Annotated in this window: 19 protein-coding genes; 12 read left to right on the top strand and 7 right to left on the bottom strand. The window is 44.6% G+C overall.

All coding sequences use genetic code 11. The features are described 5' to 3' along the window. Window positions 1-2: 2 nt before the first annotated feature. Window positions 3-911 carry a ParB/RepB/Spo0J family partition protein gene (locus AC59GT_RS10910; RefSeq protein WP_117383834.1) on the bottom strand — a complete coding sequence of 303 codons (909 nt, stop codon included), beginning with the start codon at window positions 909-911 and terminating at the stop codon, window positions 3-5. Between the two features lie 8 nt (window positions 912-919). After that, the gene (locus tag AC59GT_RS10905; RefSeq protein ID WP_117383835.1) at window positions 920-1,723 is read right to left on the bottom strand and encodes a ParA family protein; all 804 of its coding nucleotides are present in this window, start codon (window positions 1,721-1,723) and stop codon (window positions 920-922) included. 242 nt (window positions 1,724-1,965) lie between these two features. Between AC59GT_RS10905 and AC59GT_RS10900 the strand changes: the two genes are divergently transcribed. Further along, window positions 1,966-2,487, top strand: a complete 522-nt coding sequence (locus AC59GT_RS10900; protein WP_497237656.1) for an NADPH-dependent FMN reductase — start codon at window positions 1,966-1,968, stop codon at window positions 2,485-2,487. A 205-nt stretch (window positions 2,488-2,692) separates the two neighbouring features. Further along, window positions 2,693-3,964, top strand: a complete 1,272-nt coding sequence (locus AC59GT_RS10895; RefSeq protein ID WP_497237655.1) for a hypothetical protein — start codon at window positions 2,693-2,695, stop codon at window positions 3,962-3,964. Between the two features lie 6 nt (window positions 3,965-3,970). Here the strand turns inward: AC59GT_RS10895 and AC59GT_RS10890 are convergent, their stop codons facing one another. After that, on the bottom strand, window positions 3,971-5,950 hold the full coding sequence (locus tag AC59GT_RS10890; RefSeq protein WP_497237654.1) for a T9SS type B sorting domain-containing protein: 1,980 nt from the start codon (window positions 5,948-5,950) through the stop codon (window positions 3,971-3,973). A 123-nt stretch (window positions 5,951-6,073) separates the two neighbouring features. Between AC59GT_RS10890 and AC59GT_RS10885 the strand changes: the two genes are divergently transcribed. The 3 genes from AC59GT_RS10885 (at window position 6,074) to AC59GT_RS10875 (ending at window position 10,659) form a co-directional block, all read left to right on the top strand. Beyond that, window positions 6,074-7,387: a PQQ-dependent sugar dehydrogenase gene (locus AC59GT_RS10885; protein WP_497237653.1), complete on the top strand. Its 1,314-nt coding sequence runs from the start codon at window positions 6,074-6,076 to the stop codon at window positions 7,385-7,387. A gap of 65 nt (window positions 7,388-7,452) precedes the next feature. Next, window positions 7,453-9,531 (top strand): TonB-dependent receptor, encoded by a 2,079-nt coding sequence (locus AC59GT_RS10880; RefSeq protein ID WP_497237652.1) that lies wholly within the window; start codon window positions 7,453-7,455, stop codon window positions 9,529-9,531. A 66-nt stretch (window positions 9,532-9,597) separates the two neighbouring features. Continuing rightward, complete coding sequence (locus AC59GT_RS10875) at window positions 9,598-10,659, top strand: proline iminopeptidase-family hydrolase (RefSeq protein ID WP_497237651.1); 1,062 nt, start codon at window positions 9,598-9,600, stop codon at window positions 10,657-10,659. A gap of 38 nt (window positions 10,660-10,697) precedes the next feature. Here AC59GT_RS10875 and AC59GT_RS10870 read toward each other — a convergent pair whose 3' ends face one another. Next, entirely contained in the window at window positions 10,698-13,256 is a 2,559-nt protein-coding gene (locus tag AC59GT_RS10870; protein WP_497237650.1) for a family 20 glycosylhydrolase, read from the bottom strand. Between the two features lie 80 nt (window positions 13,257-13,336). Then, window positions 13,337-14,263 (bottom strand): cobalamin-binding protein, encoded by a 927-nt coding sequence (locus tag AC59GT_RS10865; protein WP_497237649.1) that lies wholly within the window; start codon window positions 14,261-14,263, stop codon window positions 13,337-13,339. A gap of 177 nt (window positions 14,264-14,440) precedes the next feature. On the opposite strand from AC59GT_RS10865, the gene AC59GT_RS10860 reads away from it, so the two are divergent. Both AC59GT_RS10860 and AC59GT_RS10855 read left to right on the top strand, forming a co-directional pair. Further along, on the top strand, window positions 14,441-16,072 hold the full coding sequence (locus AC59GT_RS10860; protein WP_497237648.1) for an ATP-binding protein: 1,632 nt from the start codon (window positions 14,441-14,443) through the stop codon (window positions 16,070-16,072). Between the two features lie 76 nt (window positions 16,073-16,148). Next, window positions 16,149-16,775, top strand: coding sequence for a LysE family translocator (locus tag AC59GT_RS10855; protein ID WP_497237647.1), 627 nt, complete (start codon window positions 16,149-16,151; stop codon window positions 16,773-16,775). A gap of 291 nt (window positions 16,776-17,066) precedes the next feature. On the opposite strand, the gene AC59GT_RS10850 is transcribed toward AC59GT_RS10855, so the two are convergent. Next, window positions 17,067-18,131, bottom strand: coding sequence for a DUF2157 domain-containing protein (locus AC59GT_RS10850; RefSeq protein WP_497237646.1), 1,065 nt, complete (start codon window positions 18,129-18,131; stop codon window positions 17,067-17,069). A 270-nt stretch (window positions 18,132-18,401) separates the two neighbouring features. Here AC59GT_RS10850 and AC59GT_RS10845 point away from each other — a divergent pair, with 270 nt between their 5' ends. The 4 genes from AC59GT_RS10845 (at window position 18,402) to AC59GT_RS10830 (ending at window position 21,065) form a co-directional block, all read left to right on the top strand. Further along, on the top strand, window positions 18,402-18,599 hold the full coding sequence (locus AC59GT_RS10845) for a hypothetical protein (RefSeq protein ID WP_117383846.1): 198 nt from the start codon (window positions 18,402-18,404) through the stop codon (window positions 18,597-18,599). A gap of 257 nt (window positions 18,600-18,856) precedes the next feature. After that, window positions 18,857-19,618 (top strand): endonuclease III, encoded by a 762-nt coding sequence (gene nth / locus AC59GT_RS10840; protein WP_497237645.1) that lies wholly within the window; start codon window positions 18,857-18,859, stop codon window positions 19,616-19,618. A gap of 111 nt (window positions 19,619-19,729) precedes the next feature. Continuing rightward, window positions 19,730-20,737, top strand: coding sequence for a recombinase RecA (recA, locus tag AC59GT_RS10835; protein WP_117383848.1), 1,008 nt, complete (start codon window positions 19,730-19,732; stop codon window positions 20,735-20,737). A gap of 76 nt (window positions 20,738-20,813) precedes the next feature. Next, complete coding sequence (locus AC59GT_RS10830; RefSeq protein ID WP_497237644.1) at window positions 20,814-21,065, top strand: hypothetical protein; 252 nt, start codon at window positions 20,814-20,816, stop codon at window positions 21,063-21,065. A gap of 358 nt (window positions 21,066-21,423) precedes the next feature. Here the strand turns inward: AC59GT_RS10830 and AC59GT_RS10825 are convergent, their stop codons facing one another. Continuing rightward, window positions 21,424-21,891: a DUF4293 domain-containing protein gene (locus tag AC59GT_RS10825; protein WP_497237643.1), complete on the bottom strand. Its 468-nt coding sequence runs from the start codon at window positions 21,889-21,891 to the stop codon at window positions 21,424-21,426. Between the two features lie 81 nt (window positions 21,892-21,972). Between AC59GT_RS10825 and truA the strand changes: the two genes are divergently transcribed. Next, window positions 21,973-22,818, top strand: coding sequence for a tRNA pseudouridine(38-40) synthase TruA (gene truA, locus AC59GT_RS10820; protein WP_497237642.1), 846 nt, complete (start codon window positions 21,973-21,975; stop codon window positions 22,816-22,818). Window positions 22,819-22,925: the final 107 nt, after the last annotated feature.

Genomic DNA, 22,925 nt, shown 5'->3' with positions numbered 1-22,925 from the left:
AATTACCAATCCAGCATTTCAAGTATACGGCCAAGGTCGTCTTCAGACAGGAACGGTATTTCTATTGATCCATTGCCCTGTGCGTTAACTTTTACCTTAACCTTAGTGCTGAATTTTGAAGCCAGGTCATCCTGAACCTTTTGTATGCGGTAGGGTAGCTGCTCGGGTTGTTTACCCTCTTTTTTCTCAGGGGCATACTGTATCTCGCGTACCAGCTCTTCTACCTTGCGTACCGACAGGCCTTCTTTAACTATTTTTTGATGTATGTACAGCTGCGTGGCCGGGTTATCTACAGATAACAAAGCTTTGGCATGCCCCATGCTGATCTCGCCATCGCGCAGGGAGATCTGTATTGTCGGCGGCAACTTCAGCAACCTTAGGTAGTTGGTAACGGTAGAACGGTTTTTGCTTACGCGGCCGCCAAGTTCTTCCTGCTTCAATTTCAGCTCGTCTATCATCCGCTGAAAGCTAAGGGCAACTTCAATGGCGTTAAGGTCTTCGCGCTGTATGTTTTCAATCAGGGCCATTTCCAGCATTTGCTGGTCATTGGCGGTACGGATGTATGCCGGTATTTGCACAAGCCCTGCCAGTTTGCTGGCGCGCAGCCTGCGCTCGCCGGATATAAGCTGGTACTTATGCGCGTTGATGCGCCGTACGGTAATAGGCTGGATAAGCCCCTGTAACTTAATAGAAGCTGCCAGGTCCGACAGGGCCTGCTCGTCAAACTCAGTACGGGGCTGGAAAGGATTTACCTCTATCTCGCTCAGCTTAACTTCGCCTATAGAGCCCAAAGCTGAAGATTCGGATAACTGTCCTCCAGTATTATTATTCTTGTTCGGCATAACACTTGCCGAGTCGTTCAATAGCGCGCTTAAGCCCTTACCCAAGGCGTTTCTTTTTTCTGCACTCATAGTATAGCTTAGGCGGTTACAGTAGTTGCCAGTTCTTCGTCCTTAACAAGGCCGTTTTTCTTAATAATCTCGCGGGCGAGGTTAAGGTAATTAACAGCGCCTTTACAGTTGGCGTCGTGCATAATTACAGATATACCAAAACTTGGCGCTTCGCTCAAACGGGTGTTACGCTGGATAATGGTATCAAAAACCATATCCTCAAAGTGCGTTTTAACCTCATCAACTACCTGGTTAGATAGGCGCAGGCGAACATCATACATCGTAAGCAAAATACCTTCTATAGCCAAAGTAGTATTCAGGCGTGTTTGTACGATCTTGATAGTATTAAGCAGTTTACCCAAGCCTTCAAGCGCGAAGTACTCGCACTGTACAGGTATAATAACAGAATCCGCAGCAGTAAGCGCATTAATGGTAATCAACCCCAATGATGGAGAGCAGTCAATTATAATAAAGTCGTACTGATCGCGAACACTGTCCAGCACTGCTTTCATTTTAAACTCGCGGCTGGCAAGGTTTATCATTTCAATCTCGGCACCTACCAGGTCAATATGAGCAGGCAGAAGGTCGAGGTTAGGGGTATCTGTCTTTTGTATGGCCTCACGTACATCAATATCATTAATGATGCACTCGTATATACTATTCTTGATATTGCGGGGATCGAAACCTATGCCTGAGGTTGAATTGGCCTGCGGGTCGGCATCAACCAGCAGGGTTTTATATTCAAGTACGGCCAAACTTGCAGCCAGGTTTATAGACGATGTTGTTTTCCCGACGCCACCTTTTTGATTGGCTAAAGCAATAATTTTACTCATTCTGTATATTCAAAATAAATTATCCGGTTTATTCAGGAACGAAAAAGCCATGTATAAATTTTTAAGTTTGTATGGTTTTTCTCCGGCGATAAAGATACGTATTTAACCATGCGGATAATCCACAGGAAATACCAACTTACAAACAATATTGTGAGTAGTAAACGATGAACAGAAGCAGGTAAGTGGTTTACAGTCTTTACTTCTTTTTAATCAATTGCCAACTCACATTCACTACCAACAACATGATCACCATTATATCAGGTACAAACCGTCCTAATAGTTCAACCCTTAAACTGGCGCAATATTATCAGCGCAAGTTTGCCGAAAAAGGTGTAGAAGCCAGGGTCTTCCCGCTAACCGACCTTCCCGATTGCATTATTGCCACTGACCTTTATGGTAAGCGCAGCAAAGAGTTTGAACCTATACAGGAAATGGTCACAGCAACGGAGAAATTCTTGTTTATGATACCTGAATACAATGGCAGTTTCCCCGGCGTGCTGAAGGTTTTTATTGACGCGTGTGACTATCCCGCAAGCTTTTACGAGAAGAAGGCAGCATTGGTAGGAGTGTCATCAGGCAAGTATGGCAATATCCGCGGGGTAGACCACTTTACGGGTATTTGCAACTATGTGCACCTGCATGTAATGCCGCTTAAAATTCATATAGCAGCCATAAACAAGGAACTTGATGAAGAGGGGAACCTTTTTGCAGCGGATACGGTAAAGTTTACTAATGAGCAGATAGACAAGTTCATCAGGTTTTAACTTGGTTTTTGTTGGCAGATAGTTATCTTTAAACCGATAAACCTATCACCATTTTATGGAGCGACCGTACCTTGTTCTGCTGGCATTGTTATTACTGCCTTTTTTGTCATCTGCGCAAAGAACTCTTCAAGCTGTTCTACAGTCTCCGTGAACGGCCTAAAGTCTAAATAAGCAAACTATTTACAAACCCTAACCTATATTATTGATGAAGCAATTTTATGTTCTATTTTTATTAATTTTTATCTTTCCTGCCGTTTCAAGCGCTCAAAGCAATTTTAAACCCGGCTATGCCGTAACTATAAATGGCGACACACTAAGAGGTGAAGTCAACTACCGGGAGTGGGATACCAATCCCGCTTCGGTGTCTTTTAAAACAGTTGATGGGCTGGAAAGGAACTTGATTCCGTCGGAAATATCGTACTTTGAAGTGACTGGCCTGGAGTCTTACCGCACCTACAACGGTAAGATCAGCCATGATGAAACCCGTGACAACCGGGTACAAAACGGGCGCGATACCAGCTATACTACCGGCAGTTACTTTTTAAAACTCCTGCAAAAAGGTAACGTAATTAATTTATATACTTACGTTGATGCTCTTAAAGCAAGATATTTTTATAGCGAGCGTGCAGATGACACCCCAAGTGAGCTGATATATCGTGTGTACTATGATGCAAACATGGTATCTGCCTATAAAGGCCGTACAGTAAACGAGAATACTTATATTCAGCAGCTATCAGCTGTTGCGCTAAAGGCGGGTGTTATGGACGATAACTTACAGCAGATGATGGGCTACCTGGACTACAATAAGCCTGCAATTTTGAAAGTTACCAGTAAGATGAATGGTATATCGGGTAAGCAGTATACGGCAACTAATACTGGCAGAAAATACGATTCATTTGATTTATATGCCGGCGTTGGAGTTTCTGCAATTAGTACTAAACCCCAAGGGATTTTTAAAAATGCTGGTGCGGGTAATTACAATTCGCTGCTGCCGAAGGTTGTTTTTGGGTTTAGCGCGTATGCAAATCCTAACACCAGGAAGCTTGTTTTTAGTACAGAACTTGCTTTGTCTATGGGTAAGTACAAAACATCTTACGTTAACAAAACCTACCCTTATGTAGGTGTTAACTACGGATTTGACCAACTTATTATATCGCTAACCCCACAGGTAGCGTACAATTTTTACAATACAGACAATTTTAAACTGTTTGCCGCAGTAGGTTTTGACGTAAGTAAATATAGCTACAGTAATACTTACTATCGAGATCTTGATGGTAAAGATATTAATTACGGTGCATCATTGTTTAACTTCCAAAAATACGTTAACTCTTTAATGCTTAAGGCAGGTACTTTAATAACCAAGAAGTATCAGGTGTATGCTACTTATATACAGGGTGGCTACATTAATACTTATGGTTACGAAGACTTAAAACAGAACACTATACAAGTGGGCGTAAATTATTTTTTTGGGCAGTAAAAAACCTTACCTCACCATCATTACCCACCCCGACCGCAATGGTGTGTTGTTCCTAAGATCAATCACGTAATAATAAACCCCGGCGGGCAGTTGCTTTCCGTTGTAACTGCCTGTCCAGGGTTTTGCGTAGCCATTACTTTGGTAAAGCAGCGTTCCGCTGCGGTTAAATATTTTTACCACAGCTTCAGGATAGGTATATAATTGATTGATGGTCCATACATCGTTAATGCCATCTCCATTGGGTGAGAAGGTGTTAGGTATAGTGATCTTTTTATAAACCCGTACAAATACATCATCTGTATATTCGCCGCAGTCGGCAAGCGACTCTACATGCAATGTGTAAATTGTGTTATCAGAAGGATTTACCACAGGCGTGGCGGAAAGCGCATTATCTATGTTGCTTGTTGGTGTCCAATAGTATCGTATGCTATCGCCCGTTATAGTACCAGTAAGCGTAACAGACTCACCTTCCTGTATGGCAACGTCTTTACCTGCATCAGCATGCGGAAGCTTGAGCACCCGTACCGTTACCTCCTGCGTTTCATCTGTACAGGCGCCATTATCAATTTTAACGTGATACGTAGTAGTTTCTGCAGGGGAGGCGATTGGGTTTGGTATGTCGTCCCGGTTTAAGCCTGTTGATGGCGACCATTTATAATTTATGCCGCCGCCTGCAAGCAACTGGGTAGTGGCTCCGTAACAAATAACGGTGCTGCTGCTAATACTTGGATTAACTTTAGGCAATACACTTACCTGGGTACTCCCGCCGCGGGTACAGCCCTTATCCGTATTAACAACCACGTTATATGTGCCATTCATGCTGTTATCCGGAGTGTAGCTTACCACAGGAGACTGCTCAGTGGAAGTAAAGCCATTTGGGCCTGTCCAGCTGTAGCTGGTGCCGCCAGTAGCTGTAAGCCGCAGTGCGGTACCTTCACAAACTTTTGTTTCCGGCGCTATACTAATTATCGGCAACGGGTTTACATAGATATTAAGCGGTCTGGAGTAAATGCGGCAAGCGAGCGATTTAGAAGGCCCATCCAATATGCCCACCCGGTACTGGTACTTGCCTGCTGCAGGATTAGAGAGTGTAACATCAGCATTATTAGCAGTAGCGCCGGTAATATCTATCCACCCTTTACCATCGTTCTTGTTTACCTGCCATTGATAGTAGGGGTCGTTGTACCCGGTCTGTTTGGATTTCAAATTAAAAGTTTGCGTACCTACGCTGCCTTCACAAAAGTTGAGGTCTGCTGATGCGTCAACACTTCCAAAGCCGGTTTCTATAATCGGGCCGCATGGCCGGAAGGTTATGTCATCCAGTATGAGGTCGTTTCCATTCCCGCCGGGAGCATTGTTGATCATTTTAACAACAATGTCTGCCCCGTCTGACGGAGTGGTAAAAAAGGTACCGTATTGCTTAAATTTTCCATCGGCAAAATTGGGATTGCTGTATAGTTGTGGTATGTTGCCGGTGTTGTACGGTGGTGCTAACTGCCGGCCATCCACAGTTTCGATGATAAAAGTTATGTTGGGCTGAATGGTTCCTTGCGTTTGCGGGCTGTCGCGCATTACATTCATTATCCAGGCTGCAAATTCATACGTGGTATTAGGGCAAAGTTGATCACCTTTAACGGTTTGAGTATAGAACAAGCCGGGATCATACGAGGCATTGATAATCATCATATAACCATTATGGTCGCCGGTATGGTCATGCGGAACAATCTCCCAGGTGGCACCAAAACAATTGGCTGTGCCGCTGGCAATGGTATAGCTACCATCGGAAGGACAGGTGTTAGACACAAAATTATAAGTGGTTACGTTACGCAGTAATGCCGGGCCATAGGTGCCAAAAGTAGTGCCTGCGCCAAATGTTTCGTTAATAACAGGGTCTCCCAGGCTGCCTGTACAGGTTTGCCCCCGGCTTTGCAGCCAGGATAAAAGTAACAGGATGAGGATGAATTTGGCAGATAAACTAGGACGCATTGGTATACTGCTGTAAAGCAGCTGTTTCCAAATTTAACTTTTTTAAGCAGATGTTTAGCTGAAAATTACACAGGGCACAATACTTGCTTAATTCTGTCTTTCAAACAACTACTACCAACATTTATGAAATATAAAGTCCTTCCGGTTATTGCCGCTGCGCTGATTAGTTGCGGACAAAATGATAAAAAAGTAAACCACAGCAAAGCCGATGGGGTAAGCACGCCTGAAAAGCAGGTTGTCGATTTACCAGCCCCTTATCAAAGTAAATCTGTAAAAAATTACTGTAAAGTAATTGGCTGGCCTGCGGGTAAAACGCCGGTAGCGCCGGCCGGTTTTATCGTAAGCCTATTTGCAGACAGCCTCAGGAACCCCAGAAACATTTACATAGCACCTAACGGCGATATATTGGTTTCAGAATCAAATACTGAAGCTACAGGCATAAAAAAGGTAGGCGCTGCAATAAAAGGGGTCGCTAAATCTCAGAACCTCGGGCAAAGTGCTAACCGCATAACGCTGCTGCGTGATAAGGATGGGGACGGTGTTCCGGAAATTAAAACAGTGTTTTTAGAACATCTAAACCAACCCTATGGTATGCTGATAATTGGCAACAGCTTTTACGTCGCCAATACGGACGGTATCTGGAAGTACCCATATCAGCAAGGGCAAACAAAGATAACAGTACCCGGTAAAATGATCTTGTCGTTACCTGCCGGCGGCTATAACAACCACTGGACACGTAACCTGCTGGCTAATGCTGATAACACCAAAATATTTGTTTCGGTAGGTTCGGGTACGAACGTGGCAGATCAGGGTATGGAGAACGAAAAGCGTCGCGCTAATATTCTGGAAATTAACCCTGATGGCACCGGTGAACGTATTTATGCCAGCGGACTAAGGAACCCCGTGGGCATGTCGCTGCAGCCGGGCACTAATGCGCTTTATACAGTTGTTAATGAGCGCGACGAACTGGGCGACGAACTCGTGCCCGATTACCTTACCGCAGTAAAGGAGGGCGGATTTTATGGCTGGCCTTGGGCATACTTTGGTAAACACGAGGACCCAAGATTGAAAGTGAAACGCCCTGACATGGTGAGTAAAACTCTAACACCCGACTTCTCATTAGGGCCGCATACTGCATCTTTAGGGTTAGCCTTTTACAATGGCAAGAAGTATCCGTCCCACTATAATAGCGGTGCTTTTATTGGGCAGCACGGTTCATGGAACCGCTCTAAACTATCAGGGTATAAAGTAGGGTTTCTGCCGTTTAACAATAATGCAGCTGGTGAAAAGATGGAGGATTTTCTTACAGGCTTTGTGGCTAATGCTGAAAAGAACGAAGTTTATGGCAGGCCGGTAGGTGTTACCGTAGCCAAAGACGGATCGTTGCTGGTTGCTGATGATGCAAGCAACCGCATCTGGCGGGTTGCAGCTAAATAATACTTGTGAAATTTTGCGTGAAATAGCCCTTTAGCCAATAAAGGGCTATTTTTGTTGACTATACTATGAACAAACATCTACTTTTTACTTTGGTAATATCGTCCTCTTCCATAATTGCTGTCGCGCAGCAGAAAACCGCACCTGGCAAAACAGATTCTGTAAAGCAGCTGCAAACTGTAACTGTAAAGGGTTATTTAAGCGAGCAGCCGGTGCTTAGTGTACCTGCATCGGTAAGTGTGTTGGGTGCTCAGCATTTAAAGCTGCAGCCCGAGAATTCGTTTGTTACCGCGCTGAACACCATACCGGGAATACGGGCCGAGGAGCGTTCGCCGGGCAGTTACCGGCTAAGCATCCGCGGAAGTTTGTTACGGTCGCCGTTTGGTGTGAGAGATGTAAAGGTTTATTTTGACGAGATACCGCTAACTGATGCTGGCGGCAATACTTACCTGAACGCTATTGACATTAGTAATGTCAGGCACATCGAGATACTTAAAGGTCCTGATGGTAGTTTATTTGGCGCGAACAGCGGCGGCGTGGCACTGCTCAGCCCTGTGAACCGGCTGGATAGCAGCTATCTTTCGGCAGGTATAAACGGTGGTTCTTATGGCTTGTTCCACCAAAAGGTATCATTGCAAAAAAGCTCCGGTAATAACCGTTTCAATTTTAATCAGTCCTATCAACATTATGACGGATACCGGAAGAACAGCCGCATGTACCGCACCTACCTGCAAGCAGGGGATGCTTACCGGTATGCACCAAATAGCGAGCTGCGTGCTACTGCTTTATACTCCGACCTCGATTACCAAACACCGGGCGGACTAAACCTCGCGCAACTGCAGGCTAATCCGCGTGCGGCAAGGCTTGCCACTGCTACTCTTCCAAGTGCTATCGACCAAAGAATACGCATCAATACTAAAATGCTTTTGGGCGGCCTGGTGAACGATGCGCAGTTAGCCGATGGTGTACGAAATGTACTGGTGGTATTTGGCAACCATGTAGACTTTGCTAATCCTTTTATCACCAATTACGAGGAACGGAATGAAAACACATACGGTTTGCGCACCTACTTTGAATTAGCAGGCAAAACAAGCGAGAACTTTAGCGGCAAACTAAACGTGGGCATGGAATGGCAGCAAACCAATTCACTCATCAGTAATTTCAACAACAACAAAGGCGTAAAGGCGGATACTCAACGAGTGGATAAGATCAACACCAATCAGCATTTCTTTTTCGCGCGATACGCCGCAGACATTTACAAACGTTTGCATGCCGAGGTTGCTGTTAGCTTAAACTATTATCGCTATAAGTTCCGCAACAGTTTTCCCTTGAAAGAGAACGATTTTAATGACCGGGACTTTTCTGCGCAAGTAATGCCAAGACTGGCGCTTTCATACCAGATCACTAACGACTTTATATGGCGGGCATCTGTAAGCCGGGGATATTCTACACCTACAACGGCGGAGGTACGGCCAACTAGTAATATTGTAAACACGGACTTGCAGGCTCAGTACGGCTGGAACTACGAAACAGGTTTCCGGTTGCGCAATAAGGACCAAAGTATGCTGCTGGATGCTTCGGTATTTTACTACCGTATAAGTAACGCTATTGTTCGGCAGCTAAACCCGGATGAAACAGAGTACTACACCAATGCTGGCGGTACCAAACAGCCCGGATTGGAACTGTCCTTTACAGATTGGCTTATCCGCAGAAACAATGTAAGTTTCATCCGCGGGCTGCAGTTTAGCACAGCAGTTAGCGTAAGCCGCTTTAACTTTAAGGACTATAACGTTGCCGGCAACAATTACTCCGGCAACAGGCTTACGGGCGTACCTCGTGAGGTTATCGTATCATCAATACAGGTTTTGCTTCCTCAAAGTTTATCGCTGTTTTTTCAGCACAACTATACCTCTAAAATTCCGCTTAATGATGCTAACACCGTTTATGCAAACAAGTATAACCTATTGCAGGCAAAGGCTTCATGGGCGCATAGAGTTGGTAAAAGCAGGTTAGAGGTTTACTTTGGTGCCGACAATCTGCTGAATGAAAAGTATAGCTTAGGTAACGACCTTAATGCTGTAGGTAACCGTTACTACAACCCGGCACCGCCCAGAAATTATTATGCCGGAGTAGGAGTGGAGCTTTAATCTGCGACCATTCATTGCTAAATCTGATGTTTACTTTTTCGTAGCTTTGATATACAACCAATTATCATGAAATTGAAAAACTTGTTTATCCTGGGTGCCGCTTGTGTGCTTGTTACTATCTATTCTTGTACAAGCCCAGCTGCAAAGCAGTACGAAGCACCTGAACTTGCGGAATACTTTAAAGATACCACAGCAGTGCCAAAAACCGGCGGTATAAGAATGGTAACCATTAATACTCCCAAAGGAAAGTTTAAGGTTTGGACCAAAACTTTTGGTAACAGCCCAAGCATGAAGCTGCTGCTACTTAACGGCGGACCAGGTGCTACACATGAGTATTTTGAATGCATGGAGAGCTTTCTGCCGGCTAAAGGTATAGAGTTGATTTATTACGACCAGTTGGGTTGCGGCAACTCCGATAATCCTAAAGATACTACCATGTGGGACCTTCCGCGCTATGTGGAAGAGGTGGAGCAGGTGCGGCAGGCACTGCATTTAGATAAGAATAACTTTTACCTGTTGGGGCACTCATGGGGAGGCATACTAGCTACAGAGTATGCGTTAAAATACCAGCAGCACCTTAAAGGTCTTATCATTTCAAACATGATGGTAAGTTGCCCTGCTTACGGCAAGTATGCCAATGAGGTGCTGGCAAAACAGTTTGACCCGAAAGTACTGGCACGCATCAGGGAGATAGAAGCTAAAAAGGATTTTGCAAACCCGGAGTATATGCAATTGCTGGTACCCAACTTTTACGAAAAGCACATTGTACGGATGCCGCAGGCAGAGTGGCCCGAACCAATAAGCAGGGCAATGGGCAAGCTAAACGAATCGTTATACGTGACCATGCAGGGGCCAAGTGAGTTTGGCATTTCGGGAAAGTTAACCAATTGGGACCGCACAAAGGAGATTGCAAAGCTTGCGGTGCCAACCTTGAGTATAGGAGCACAGTATGATACCATGGACCCAAAGCACATGGAATGGATAGCCAAACAAGTACAGAACGGTACCTACTTATATTGTGAGAACGGCAGCCACATGGCTATGTATGACGACCAGAGGACCTATATGCGCGGCCTGGGTAAATTTATTACCGGCGTTAACAATGGACAGAAAAAGATGGAATTGTAGTTTAAATGATGGCCTGTTTTGACAGGCCATCGTTTAAGTTATAGCGCTGGTTTAGCCGACTCGGACCCGGCTTCGGCTACATTGCCCCCACGACCTTTAGCATCAAACGCGCGGAACTTTACCACTCCGCTAGCATCTACCGGTCCGGTATAGATCTTGCTTTTCGCATCCGGCTCTTTGCCGTTGGTAGTGTACCGGATAGTAAGGCCTGGGTATTGAATATTGGCTACATACTGCCCGCCCTGGTTGATCACCCCGGGTTTAGGTAACCGGAAATTAAAACCGCCGCTGTAATAGCTTAATCGGGGTAGTTCGCGTTTACCAAGCACGTTCATAAAATGGTTCCAGTCGTCCTCATAAAGCTCTTTACTTTTTACAGGGTTTTTTTCGTTGGCCCACTCCGGGTCTTTAGCCCAGGCGCGTTCGGCCAATGCAAGCAGTTTCGGAAAGATCATGTATTCCATCCGCTCCCCTGATTTTACTGTTTCGGCCCAGAGCGCCCCCTGTAAGCCTAGTATATTGCTCTTTCCATAATCGGTAAGTCGCTGCTTTCCTGTAAAAATAGCCCGGTTAATAGGCTGGCCATTCTTATCTACATCGGCGTTCTTGAAATAGTCGAAAGGTATAAAAGAGAAGAATTTATCTATCCCTAAGTAAGCTCCCCAGTAATAACCTGGTTCATCAAACGACTTGTAGTTGGCCATGTCAAAATAAAGGTTGGTTACGCAGGTAAGTACCACCTTGTAGCCGCCATTTGCCAGTTTATAGGCAAGGTCCTCCTGTCCGTCACCCAGTACGTTGTTCCAGACATCCATACGCATACCTTCGTTGGCGAAGGCAGGATTAGGTACATAAGTGTTCTGGCCATCTACAGCTGTTTTCAGCAAACCTACTTCCTCCCAGCCTGAAAGTGCCAGACCGCGTTTTTTCAGCATATCGTTTAAGCGCCCGTAAAAGTAGTACCATACATCGCGTGCTTCTTTCAATTCCGGGTGAGATGCTTTAAGCGTGAGCCACGATGGCGACTTTTCCCAAACGCCGGCAGGAACTTCATCACCGCCAAAATGAATGGTTTCTAAGGGTGCACCGGCCTGTTTGTATAAGGCAACCAGGTCGTTGGTTACCGATTCCATAAAGGCATAAGTGGATGGCCTCGAAACGTCAATCACGTTATCATTCCAGTACTGTACCGAACGGTACTGACTTTTATCGTTAAGGTCGCGCAGCAGATATTTTTCAGCGCTTGCTTTATCGCCAGCCGCAAGCATCCGCTCGTAACGTGCGTCCATAGCCTTTATAGCGGCCCTTGCGTGACCGGGTGCTTCTATCTCCGGGATCACATTGATGTGCCTGTCTGTAGCGTACTTTAATATTTCGATGTAGTCTGCTTTGGTGTAAAAGCCTGTTCCGGCAGTGTTACTAAAATCCGGCCCTGAGCCATGTGATGGGGGTAAATGGGTTTTGCTATCCAGTGTATGCCCGCGTTTGCTTCCTATTGCGGTAAGCTCCGGCAGAGATGGTATCTCAATACGCCATCCTTCATCATCAGTAAGGTGCAGGTGTAGTGTATTTAGCTTGTAAAGCGCCATGCCGTCTATCAGCTTCAACACTTCCGTCTTGTTCTGAAAGTTCCGGGCAACATCAAGCATAACAGCGCGATGTCCGAAGCGCGGCTGATCGGTTACTTCAACGCAGGGTACCTGTATTGATGATCCAGGCTTAGTCCATGCAGATGGCGGTATCAGTGTCTTAAAGGATTGTATTCCGTAAAATATCCCGACTGGGGTAGATGCGGTTATAGTCACTTTATTGGGAGTAATGCTAAGCTTGTAAGCTTCCGCACCCAATGATGCGTCTTTAGCAATCAGTATCCCTTTGCTGGCTGTGCCTTTTCCGGTTACCAGTTTGCCGAAGAGTTTAGTAAGGTCTGCAAACAGGCTGTTAGCCTCCCTATTGTATCCGGGTTCGTAAGTTACGTCTACAGCTGGGGTTAAAATAAAGTTGCCGCCTGTTTCCTGGTAGCTTACCGGGCTAGGAAGTATCTTTACCAACTTATTGTAAGGAATATCTTCAATGGTCTTATTTTGATTGAACAGTACTTCAGGCGTGATCAGCCCGGGATAGGTTGGATTAAAAGATTTCACTACGAAATCACCCAGCGCGTAACCTTTAGCGGGTTCTGCATCCCACACCAGGTAGGGGTTCTCTATAGCATCAGTAAAGTTAACAACGATAGATTCGCATACGAACTCTATCCTGCCGCTTTCGCTAGGCTTTATCTCCGTAAATTTTGTGTTAGGTGTAAAGCTGTAAAGATCTCCGTTAAGTTGTTCTACACGGGCATTGCCGCTGGTAGCATCTGCAATAAAGTTACGTGAGGAGTTAAAGTAAAGCTTCCACCCATTAGCTGGAAAAGTGGCCTTGCCATGATTGGTAATGGTAATTGCGGTAAGTGCCTGCTGCTTATTCTGGTAATTGTTATCTACAACTTCCCATGTTATGGTTAGGTCGCGTGGATTGATTGTTGGTTCGGCGGCTTTGGTGAAAGCTTTTACATTCACTAGTAAGGCAACGATCAGTATTGCAAGGCGATTCATTTAATTATATTTAGGTGCTTGGTGCGTAAATATAATTAAATATCTATTTAGGATGTTAGCTTAACTTTTTAAAATAGTTGTTAAAGTGCAAATTTAATCCAGCCACTACCCTCATAACCAAATATGAACTGTTTCGGGTAGATGATCTCCGCCACTATTTCCAATGTATCTACAATGCGTGGCCCAGGGCGGTTAAAATATTGATTGCCATCCGCAATGTAAAGGCGGTTGTTTTTTATAGCTTTCAGATCAGCGAAGCCAGGCTTTTGCAACAGCAGGTCTATTTCCTGCATAGTGCGCTCTATGGAAAACCCGCAAGGCATTAACACAATTACTTCCGGGTCTTGAAGTTGTATATCGGCCCACTCTACATACGGCGAATGTTTGCCGGCTTGAGCCAGTACAGGTGTGCCGCCGGCAATACTTACCAGTTCAGGTATCCAATTACCGGATACCATCATGGGCTCCAGCCACTCTATACAGGCAACGGTTGGTTTATTTTCTATAAATTTTAGCTTATGGCGAATAATGTCCACACGCTCCTGAAGATCTTCAATCAGTTGGGTTGCAGCAGCCGTTGCATCCAGAGATTGTGCTATGTATCCGATGTCATTAAACACGCCATTTAAACTGTTTGGCTGCAGGGAGATTATCTCGGTGGGTTTGTCCAGGTAATTTGCTAGCGCCTGTTCAACCTCAGGTAATGATACCGCACAAACTTCACACTGTGCCTGGGTAATCACCACATCAGGAGCAAGTTCTTTTATCACCTCACGTTTCACTTCATATACCGACAATGCATCAGCGAGTATCTCTTTTACTTTGCTGTCAATAGCTGCGCTGCTTAGGCCTTCGGGAATATGAGCTTCGGTACAAACAGTTAAAGACGTTATGCTTTCAGGGTAGTCGCACTCGTGAGAGCGGCCTACGAGGTCTTGTTCAAGGCCAAGGGCACAGATGATCTCAGTAGCGGCAGGTAAAAGCGAAACGATCTTCTTAGAGGACATACGCATAGTGTATTTATAAACGACTGCAAATATGCAAAATGGTTGCCGAAACAGCTGCTGAAAAGGAGAAACATGCCCCGTTTTAATTGGTAGATTATTCAAACAATATGTCAATCAAATACCTGTAAATGGCGATTAATGAATAGCTTTGGGAGCCATTTGTGATAAAAATAGTACATGAACAACACGTTTCAAAAGAACATAATAGCAGAAAATGAAAAGCAACGGTTAATTGCGCTCCGCCGCTACAGGATTTTCAATACCGAGGCTGAACGATCATTTACAAGTACGGCTCAGCTTATGGCGGACATATTTGGCGTGTCTATAGCCATGATATCCTTTGTTGATGACGAAGAAGTATCGTTTCAGGCGCAAGTAGGGATGACTTCAACCATCGGTCCACGGGGCGAAAGCTTTTGCTCGTTAACCGTATTAACAGATGAGGTAACTGTTGTTGAAAATGCTATTGAAGATGCTGTTGTAGCACAAAATCCCCTGGTTTGCGGCGATTTTGGGCTGCGTTTTTATGCCGGTGCTCCCTTAATAACCTATGATGGTTACCGGATTGGTACCCTTTGCATTGTTGATACAAAACCAAGGTCATTCAGCACTCATGAGCGATCCATCCTACAAGGTATTGCCCGGATTGTTATGGAGCAAATTGAATTGCGCCTGAAAAACCTTGATGAAATTGATAAGCAGGATGTCACAAATGAGCAGTTGCAGCAAAGCAATAATCAGCTGGTTGCAAGCGAAAAACACTTTCAGCATATTCTTGATACCATGGCCGAAGGTGTGGGTATAATAGACCTTTCGGGTAAGCTGGTATATGCCAACGCTATGGCTCAAAAGATTCTGGGTTTAACGCAGCACGAGATAAAACAGCGCACATACTATGATGCAAGCTGGAAAAACCTGCGTATAGATGGCACAGAGCTTCCCGACAGTGAGCACCCGATGTCAATCATGATGCAGACGAAAAAGCCTGTATTTGACTATGAAATTGCTGTGCAGCCCGATGTAGGAGAGCGTTTTTATATTTCTATTAACGCCGCGCCTATTGTTGATCCGGAGACAAATGAACTTACAGGCGGTGTGGGGACATTTATGGATGTAACCAATCGCAGAAGGGTGCTTCAGCAAAAAGATGAGTTTATAAATGTGGCAAGTCATGAGCTTAAAACTCCGGTAACAAGTTTGAAAGCGGCCATGCAGATAATCGAGCGTTTAAAGGAGAAGCCTAATCCTGTAATGTTCGACAAGATGATTGCACAGGCAAATAAAAGCCTCGAAAAGCTGGCCACTTTGTTAAATGACCTGCTAAATAGTAACAGGATATCTCAAGGACATTTGCAGCTACGTAAAACAACATTTTCCGTCGCTCAACTGGTAGATGATAGCTTCTCCCATATACGATCAGATGATAAGCACGAGATAATCTACAACGGGGATTTTGATATTGAGGTTTATGCTGATGAACAGCAAATAGATCAGGTTTTGGTTAACCTGGTGAATAATGCAGTTAAATACGCTCCTGATTCTCCAAACATCGTTATTGCTGCCGAGCGCCTTCAAGACGCTGTAAGGATATCTGTTAAGGATACTGGCCCGGGTATTCCGCCGGAGCACTTGCCGCACATTTTCGACCGTTATTACCGCAGTGATCACAGCAGCTATCAGTTTTCCGGACTTGGCCTTGGGCTTTATATCTGCGCGGAGATCATTAAAAAACACAATGGTGAAATAGGCGTTGAAAGTACGTTCGGAGAAGGAACTGAATTTTGGTTCACCTTGCCTACTAAAGAGTAATTCGATGTTACGCTGCAATAGCCAGTTGCGGTATTTAAATGTAATTATTACATAAGTAAATCTATCTTTGCCAGCGATGATATTCCTAACCTTTTTCATCGGCATCATCGCCAACTTTATCGGCTACATTCCGCCGGGCAATATCAACCTTACTTTAGTACAAATCACTATTAACCGTGGCATTAAACAAGCGCTGCAGTTTATTATAGCATTTTCCTGCGTCGAGTTCTTTTTTACCTACCTGATCATGCAGGGTGCGAAGTGGCTATCGGAACAGGTACGGCTGGATACCCTTATCGACTGGGTTATGGTAGTGCTGTTTACCACATTGGGCTCCATTACATGGCTAAACCGCAACAAGCCACCTAAAACTACATACTCAGAGCACGCCAGTATAAAATACGGCATCCTGCTGGGCTTTCTTAATCCTATGCAGATTCCGTTTTGGATGATAACCGGGACATACCTGATCACTCATGAGTGGATAGAAGAGAGCCGGCTGGCATTAGCCATATTTAGCGTAGGCTCCGCAGCGGGAGCGTTTCTGGCGCTGTTCTTATATGCCAGGTTCGCTAAGTTTTTACAACGGAGATTTGAATTGAGCACACGTATAATAGATACCGGCATTTCCATTCTATTCTTCGCGTTAGCCGCATACCATATTTTTAAGCAGATATACCTGGTGTATTTCAAAGCACATTGACTCCTAGCCCCTAAAGGGTGAACCGGAACTCAGCTATCTAATAGGATGTAAGGGAAACTACTTAAGTGTTTCGGTTGGCTAAAGCGAAACACCCGCAACAGTTATTTTGGATAAATACCTAATTATCAAATAGATACAAAATAAAGCGAAACAACCCGAAACAGTAGCTAAAGTACGCCAATGTACGTTAAAGATCTGATTTACAGTTGGTTGATTTTAAGGTAAGAAATTTCAAGTTCAAGCCGAAACACTCTGGACCGAAACAGTAGGTGACAGTAAGTTCAATTAAGACTAGCCCTCAACTGCCGGGGACGGTTGCTTTGTGCTGATGTTCCATATCTTTTCCGCCTTCCTGCCTATCAGCCAGAACGACAGCCCTAGTATACCAAAGAACACCGTTTTATCGGTATGGTCCCAAAGGTATTCGAAGTACTTGGTGTAAAGCGATATGATCAGGAACGTTACGCCGAACTCGCGGGCTATAACATCCTTGGTTTTTAATCCATAAAGCAGGAAGCCGCCGGCAACAGAAGCAGCAATTATTCCCCAATAAAACAGGCTGATCTGCCGTATTTGCCACCATGCATCCAAACTGCCGTAGTTGCCAAATATACTCAGCAGCCATAACGACATAAACAGGTAAAGCATACCTACCACATAGGTGAGCTCCCAAAAGCGGGCAAATCCTTTTTTGTTCTTTAATATATAGCAGGCACCCACCAGTAACAACCCAAATAACACAAAACGCAATGGGTAGTTCATACCTAAAAAGTAAAGCGCCCAATTAGTTTGATAGCCGGTTTCGGTGCCGAACCAGCTGCCCAAAGAAACCAGTGCAAACAGCCATATCAATCTCGAGTTCATACGCCAGGCCAGGAAGCCATACACAATAACCGAGAACAGGAACAATAATGAATAATGGCCCGAGCCATTATCGAAAGTTTTACCCATGTATGCTATGCAGCATGCAGTAAAAAAAACACCGAGGAAAATAACTGCTTCATTACTAAAGATCTGTTCGGGATAACGTTTCTCCCGTTTGCGGCCCAGGAAGAAAAGCCCCGCAGCTGCTGCGCCCGAGATGATAGCAATAACAATATCAGGAGTATCGTACAGCTTGCTTATCCATTCTATCAGTGCTTTATCTACAATAAGCGACCCGATGGCTATCGCGCCGCAAAACAGCGCTACCCACATGGAGTACTTGGCAAGACGCATCCAGTCGAAGCCTTTTACCTCATAGGAGGCACGCAATTCTTCTGCTTTCACAGCATCTATCATCCGATGCTCTTCCCAATGAGCAATCGTCTTGTTCAAAAAATCGCTTTCTTGCCTGTCCAGGTTAAGCTTGGCCATTTGAGTTAGATGGTAACGTTTTTAACAAAGTTCAAATCTATTAATTTGTAATTATATTAAAAGGCAACTGTTTTCGTTAGTGTAAAAGTAACGCATTTGCCCGGGTTAAATTATGCCACTCTGATGTGTCGTAATTACGCAATGACTATGCGGTAAATGCTAACATTATCAAGTAGTTAAATAGGTGAAAAAAATTTCATTTAATTTTCATGTTGATGAAATAATCTAAATTAAACATCGTTATTTTTATAATTCAAACAAACACAGCTTATGGGTGAAACCTTTACAACAACAATTAATGCGTTCACTAACAAAGCTCCAATGAAAGAGGCAGAGATACAGGACAACCTGGAGGCGGACGATGTGATATTTTATCACTCTATCCGTGCAGAACTTGACCTTCTTAAGAAGAAGCCCAAACTGCAGACCATTCATGCCATCCTGGATCACTCGAGGAGCCTGCGTTAGTTAATTAAGCAACGCGAACCAAAGCGAACTGGTTCATGGATCATACCGCAGGCGCGAGCCACCGGCATGGTTCATGAACCTTTCTAGTTTTGTAACATGCTGAGCCATCAAATAAATTTGCCACTTACCGGGTAGAGCTTTCGTTTACGGCAGGCTTGTAAAATCATTTACTTTACCCTTGTCCGCCACCTTATAATTAAAGACTTTTGTAGCCGTTATTTACAGGCTTTATTATGCCTGGTAACGCTTAGATAATCATGTTAAAAGCCGAACGCTATCGCCATTTTGTAGAATACTTTAAGGAACACCAGCCTAATGCTGTTACCGAGCTGCATTATAACAATCCGTACCAGTTGCTGGTGGCGGTGGTGCTGTCTGCCCAATGTACAGACAAGCGCATCAACCAGATCACGCCGGCCTTGTTCCAGCGCTTTCCGGATGCTGCTGCACTGGCTGCATCGGACGCTGATGAGATCTTCAACTACATCCGCAGCGTGAGCTATCCTAACAACAAGGCCAAGCACCTGGCCGGCCTCGGTAAAATGCTGGTGGAAAAGTTTGGCGGCGAAGTACCTGCCGGGCATGACGATTTACAGATGCTGCCTGGGGTAGGGCGCAAAACAGCTAACGTGATCACGTCCGTAGTATTTGATGCACCTGCCATTGCCGTGGATACGCACGTATTTCGGGTGGCCAACCGTATTGGGCTTACCACAAAAGCTACTACGCCGCTGGCGGTAGAAAAGCAGTTGATGGAATACCTGCCCAAAGAAACCCTTGGGGTAGCACACCACTGGCTTATATTGCATGGGCGCTACGTTTGTGTGGCCCGCACGCCTAAGTGCGAGATTTGTCCGCTAACGTTTTTTTGCAAATACTATCAGCAAAATAACACAGAGAGTGCCCTGTTGCGGGCCGAAGCTGCTAAACAGCGCAAAGCTAAAGAACTTAAAAAGAGGAAGGTACTTAATGCTATTAGTAAGGAATTGCTTAGCAGGAGTGTTGATAAGAATACTTGATAAGCTTATTGTTGTTAGGTAAGTTTACATCAGCAGCTAACCAAAAAATAATTGCTAAAAAAATTAGTAATTAATAAATTATGATTATATTTGTTTCACGAAATTAATAAAATGAGCAATACAGATAAAATGAAGGCACTGCAGCTTACTTTAGATAAGCTGGAAAAATCATACGGTAAAGGCACCATCATGAAAATGGGTGATACTGCCATTGAAGCTACCGAAGTAATATCAACCGGTTCGCTTGGTTTGGACATTGCTTTAGGAGTGAACGGTTTGCCTAAAGGAAGGGTAATAGAAATATACGGGCCTGAGTCGTCAGGTAAAACAACGCTGGCCATACATGCAATTGCCGAATCGCAAAGAAAAGGTGGCATAGCGGCATTTATAGACGCGGAGCACGCTTTTGACAGGTTTTACGCCAAGAAGTTGGGCGTAGATGTGGAGAACCTGCTGATCTCTCAGCCGGACAACGGCGAGCAGGCACTGGAAATTGCCGATAACCTGATCCGCTCGGGCGCTATTGATATCCTGGTAATTGACTCGGTTGCGGCACTGGTGCCAAAGGCCGAGATTGAGGGGGAGATGGGCGATTCTAAAATGGGCTTGCATGCGCGTTTAATGTCGCAGGCATTGCGTAAGCTTACCGGTACCATCAGCAAAACAGGATGCTGCTGTATATTCATCAACCAGTTGCGCGATAAAATAGGGGTGATGTTTGGTAACCCTGAAACAACAACCGGTGGTAACGCTTTGAAGTTCTATGCTTCGGTACGTTTGGATGTTCGCCGTATATCGCAGATTAAAGATACCGACGAGGTATCCGGTAACCGGGTTAAGGTGAAGATTGTAAAGAACAAAGTTGCGCCGCCGTTCCGTATAGCCGAGTTTGACATTATGTTTGGCGAAGGTATATCTAAAGCTGGTGAGATTATAGACCTTGGTGTTGAATACAACATCATTAAAAAAGCAGGGTCGTGGTTTAGCTACGGAGAAACCCGTCTGGGTCAGGGTCGTGATGCGGTTAAGCAGTTAATAATGGATAACCCGGAACTGGCTGAAGAACTAGAGACCAAAATAAAGGAAACCGTTACCGGCGAAAGCATGGTAGAAGCGTAAGCCTTAATAGTAAATGTGTGACAAAAAGCCTTTCATTTATGAAAGGCTTTTTGTTTGAAAAAAGGTGTATTTGAGTATGGAAGAGACTGCGATTAAAGCTGATCTGCTCAATAAGATTGAGCATGCTGATGGCGAGCAACTTCAGCAAATTTACGGGATGGTGCTTAATTATTTCAATGCCGTGGTGCCATCTGAAGAATGGAACACCATGCCTGAAGCTATGCAACGCCGTATTGTTGAAAGTCTTGAACAGGCCGACGCTGGTTTGATGAGACCTGCTGACAATGTCTTAAAGGAAATACGTAAGAAGTATGACCTAAATGGCTAAAACAGTGTTCATGACCTCCTTGGCTGAGTAGAACTTTGAAACTGTAGTTAAGTACTTACTAGTTAATTGGAGTGAGAAGACAGCTAAGAACTTTGTTGTTAGATTTGAACGAATATATCAGTTTATCTCTGATCCCCAGCTTTATACCCGTTTATAAATAAGGAAAAGAGGGTACAAAAGTGTGTGTTGACAAAGCACAACGTCCTATACTTTCGTGAAGATGAAAATGCAATTATTATTCTTGATGTTTTTGACGCAAGGCAATGCCCTGAAAAGTTAAAGATTTAACCTAATTATTTAAGCGAATCTAACAAGCCTTTAAGTTTCTACACGAAAAAAGCTTCGTCTTTAGCTTAGCCTACCTCAACCTGTCAGCAGACTTTACCAGCTTCTCATCTTTATTTATAGACTTTGCTGCAAAGATCAGAAGCAGTATGCTGAGTGATGTTAAGAAAAGGCCAATACCCATGTTGGAGTACCCGAGTGTAATTGCACCGACAGCTTTTTTAACGGTCTGCGCCATCCAAAAGCTGTAACCAATAAGCACCAGGATGCAGCTGTAGCAAAGTGTAGCCTGCAGCTTGCGGTTCTTGTAAAGAAAAATTATAAATATTGGAAGGAATGCCACAACAGCCGTAACAACGGACAACGCCGCAAAGCTTTCGGTCTGTGTGATCTTTCCATTTACGTTTTGAAAAAGGCCGCGTATGGTAACGTCAATATCTTTACCATCTATATAAATGTTGTGCGCCAGCGGGAACAGGAATAGTCCGAAAAGTACCAGGGATGCAAAAAGTAAGTAAACACTTTGTATACGTTGAAGCATGATTGTTTTGCTGTAAGTTGAAACAAAGATATGCGCACAGGGGGTAAATTTAAAATCGTAAATGATGTTACCTTTGCAGCCGTGGCAAATTCACAACGCTATTTTATTGAACTGGCTTATGATGGTACAAAATACCACGGCTGGCAAATACAGCCCAATGCAGTTACTGTACAGGAGTTGTTGAACAAAGCTCTGTCTACACTGCTGCGCCAGCCTATAGAAACTACCGGCTGCGGCCGTACAGATACAGGCGTACATGCAATGGAGTTTTTCGCCCATTTTACCTCCCAACCCCCTGAAGGTGGAGCTGGGAAGGAGCTTCAACAGTTCCCCCTTCAGGGGGCGGAGGGGGGGTGGGTTAGAGGGCTTAATGCTTTATTACCACATGATATTGCCGTAAAACGCATTATTCATGTACAGCCAGATGCGCATGCGCGTTTTGATGCTACCCTGCGTTCTTACGAGTACCACATCCACTTTAATAAGGACCCATTTGTACATGGCTACTCGTGGCTATTGCGCGATAAACCAGATGTTCAGTTAATGAACCAGGCTGCGGCTATAATGATGAGCTATACGGATTTTAGCTGCTTTAGTAAATCGAACACACAGGTGAAAACCAACAATTGTAAGATAGTTAATGCGATATGGGAGGAAACACAAGCAGGCATTGTCTTTAAAATATCTGCCGACCGTTTTTTGCGTAACATGGTGCGCGCTATTGTAGGTACCTTACTTACTGTTGGCCGCAAAGAAATTGAACCGGAAGGCATTCGCGATGTTATAGACAGCAAGGACCGCGGCTGTGCTGGTACCAGCGTGCCTGCATGCGGGCTTTATCTTACAGAAGTAAAATATCCGTATCTGACAACAGCCCCCCAGTCCCCTGAAGGGGGAGCAATTGCGGGTGCAAGGAATTTTAAATAACTTTAGACTAGTGAGCGAGAAGAAAGATAACAAAGACACCAAAGTTACCGCGGCAGCAAACGGCGGTGGCGTCACCGGTAAAGCGTTCGACTGGCACCTGCTCAAAC

The organism is Mucilaginibacter sp. 320_HR (genome assembly GCF_059691875.1).
This window is presented reverse-complemented; position numbering and strand designations above follow the sequence as displayed.

Excerpts from the sequence above, each read along its gene's own strand:
- AC59GT_RS10910 (WP_117383834.1), bottom strand. The coding sequence starts at position 911 with ATGAGTGCAGAAAAAAGAAACGCCTTGGGTAAGGGCTTAAGCGCGCTA.
- AC59GT_RS10905 (WP_117383835.1), bottom strand. The coding sequence starts at position 1,723 with ATGAGTAAAATTATTGCTTTAGCCAATCAAAAAGGTGGCGTCGGGAAA.
- AC59GT_RS10900 (WP_497237656.1), top strand. The coding sequence starts at position 1,966 with ATGATCACCATTATATCAGGTACAAACCGTCCTAATAGTTCAACCCTT.
- AC59GT_RS10895 (WP_497237655.1), top strand. The coding sequence starts at position 2,693 with ATGAAGCAATTTTATGTTCTATTTTTATTAATTTTTATCTTTCCTGCC.
- AC59GT_RS10890 (WP_497237654.1), bottom strand. The coding sequence starts at position 5,950 with ATGCGTCCTAGTTTATCTGCCAAATTCATCCTCATCCTGTTACTTTTA.
- AC59GT_RS10885 (WP_497237653.1), top strand. The coding sequence starts at position 6,074 with ATGAAATATAAAGTCCTTCCGGTTATTGCCGCTGCGCTGATTAGTTGC.
- AC59GT_RS10880 (WP_497237652.1), top strand. The coding sequence starts at position 7,453 with ATGAACAAACATCTACTTTTTACTTTGGTAATATCGTCCTCTTCCATA.
- AC59GT_RS10875 (WP_497237651.1), top strand. The coding sequence starts at position 9,598 with ATGAAATTGAAAAACTTGTTTATCCTGGGTGCCGCTTGTGTGCTTGTT.
- AC59GT_RS10870 (WP_497237650.1), bottom strand. The coding sequence starts at position 13,256 with ATGAATCGCCTTGCAATACTGATCGTTGCCTTACTAGTGAATGTAAAA.
- AC59GT_RS10865 (WP_497237649.1), bottom strand. The coding sequence starts at position 14,263 with ATGTCCTCTAAGAAGATCGTTTCGCTTTTACCTGCCGCTACTGAGATC.
- AC59GT_RS10860 (WP_497237648.1), top strand. The coding sequence starts at position 14,441 with ATGAACAACACGTTTCAAAAGAACATAATAGCAGAAAATGAAAAGCAA.
- AC59GT_RS10855 (WP_497237647.1), top strand. The coding sequence starts at position 16,149 with ATGATATTCCTAACCTTTTTCATCGGCATCATCGCCAACTTTATCGGC.
- AC59GT_RS10850 (WP_497237646.1), bottom strand. The coding sequence starts at position 18,131 with ATGGCCAAGCTTAACCTGGACAGGCAAGAAAGCGATTTTTTGAACAAG.
- AC59GT_RS10845 (WP_117383846.1), top strand. The coding sequence starts at position 18,402 with ATGGGTGAAACCTTTACAACAACAATTAATGCGTTCACTAACAAAGCT.
- nth (WP_497237645.1), top strand. The coding sequence starts at position 18,857 with ATGTTAAAAGCCGAACGCTATCGCCATTTTGTAGAATACTTTAAGGAA.
- recA (WP_117383848.1), top strand. The coding sequence starts at position 19,730 with ATGAGCAATACAGATAAAATGAAGGCACTGCAGCTTACTTTAGATAAG.
- AC59GT_RS10830 (WP_497237644.1), top strand. The coding sequence starts at position 20,814 with ATGGAAGAGACTGCGATTAAAGCTGATCTGCTCAATAAGATTGAGCAT.
- AC59GT_RS10825 (WP_497237643.1), bottom strand. The coding sequence starts at position 21,891 with ATGCTTCAACGTATACAAAGTGTTTACTTACTTTTTGCATCCCTGGTA.